The sequence below is a fragment of the Ruminococcus sp. AM42-11 genome (genome assembly GCF_003480145.1).
Lineage (GTDB): Bacteria > Bacillota > Clostridia > Lachnospirales > Lachnospiraceae > Blautia_A > Blautia_A faecis.
Window position 1 is genome coordinate 1 of sequence record NZ_QUIO01000094.1, and the last position, 1,525, is coordinate 1,525.

The window sequence follows — 1,525 nt, forward strand, 5'->3', positions numbered from 1 at the left end:
AATACCCACTTCTGCCCACAATATCCCCTTGCCCCACTATGCGACTTGAGGCAATACGCAGTATCATACCCATAAGTTGTAGGCGTTATCCAAAATCAGTCTGAAAAATATCTGCGTAAGCATTATTACAGGTATAGATATTCAGCACATACCGCCTTGATGTTCTGATCCACTTGGCTGGTACAGAGACAAACCTGAAGACAAACGCTTTTATGCGACTTGTTGCATTGAGTCCGAACCTCTTTACGTCAAGTCTGTGGATAATGGCCTTGTAGAAATTACGGATAAGTGCCGTAAGAAGAAGGAACACAGTGTTCTCTGCCATGAAGGATTTGGGCAATCTGTCCCACCCGAAACCATTGTTCATATCATCGAAGATACGTTCCTTTCCTCCACGAAGGTTATAGAACTCGACAATTTCTCTTGTGGAAGATTCATAGTCGTTAGTCAGGATACAACGGTATGTGTATTCTCCTTCCCAAAGATCCAGCACACCGTCCATCCGTTTCTGTCTTTGAATCACAAGTCGGTATGCTTTACCCTTCCACTTCTCAACAAGAATAGAGTTCAATTCGAACTCAATGCCATTGATTTCCTCAGTCTTCCAGCCTCTAAGAGCAAAGATGTCATTGTAGAGCGAACTGCAGCGGTTTGCGCGGATATAGAAGGATTTGCTGTGTTTCTCTATTTCCTCCACGATTTCCTCGGAACATGATCCACAATCAGCTCTGAAACGATTGATTGTAAGTCCGTTCTGCTCAAATCTCTCAAAGAATCTCTTCAGCGTGTCCTTCTGATGAAAACGAACGTTGGTGTTACCATCGCTATTCTCAATGCCAACAATCAAGTCGTCAATAACCGCCACGCCAGGGCGATAACCAAGGAACTTCTTGTATGTAGGCTTTGCATCATACTTCTCAGTCTCTATGAACTGATGGTCGAAATCAACATCATACATCTCGCCCTCTTTCAGTTGGCCGGATGCAAACATACAATTGAGCAGTAAGGTATTGAGTGTGTCAGCCGTGTTGAAATCGTAGTTCTTACCCGTATCTGATGTGTATGAGATGTTTCCTTGCGTCAGTTCCTTTATCGCTCTGAGGATAGTATCAGAACTACAAGTACGAAGTGTCGGATGGAGCGAGAGATGGTTCATCAAATGAGTAGTGACATCCTCAATGCATGAGCCACCACAGAAGTAGATACTCATGAGGGAACGGACGATTTCACTGTACTGATAACCGAACGAGCTACACCTTAGACCGAGTGTCGAGTCGATTACAGATGACAATGTGGAGTCAAATTGCTCCATGATTGAAAATATTCCTCCAAAAGGAGTGAGCTTCTCGGATTTTATTTGTATTTTTGCCATGCCTGATGAGGTTTTGTTTGATTATTTTTTTGCAACACTAAGTTAAGTGAATCCTCTGACATGGCAAAATCCTGAGCAACTTTTTGTTGCTCAGGTACTTAAAAAAAATATTTTATAATAGTGTTGCGGAATTAAGGCTAATTGGTTTAAAAA

1 protein-coding gene is annotated in these 1,525 nt (G+C 42.3%); it reads right to left on the reverse strand.

What is annotated here, in order from left to right; all coding sequences use genetic code 11:
* Positions 1 to 85: 85 nt before the first annotated feature.
* Positions 86 to 1,372, reverse strand: coding sequence for an IS1380-like element IS613 family transposase (locus tag DW904_RS22500; RefSeq protein WP_005805709.1), 1,287 nt, complete (start codon positions 1,370 to 1,372; stop codon positions 86 to 88).
* Between the last annotated feature and the right edge of the window lie 153 nt (positions 1,373 to 1,525).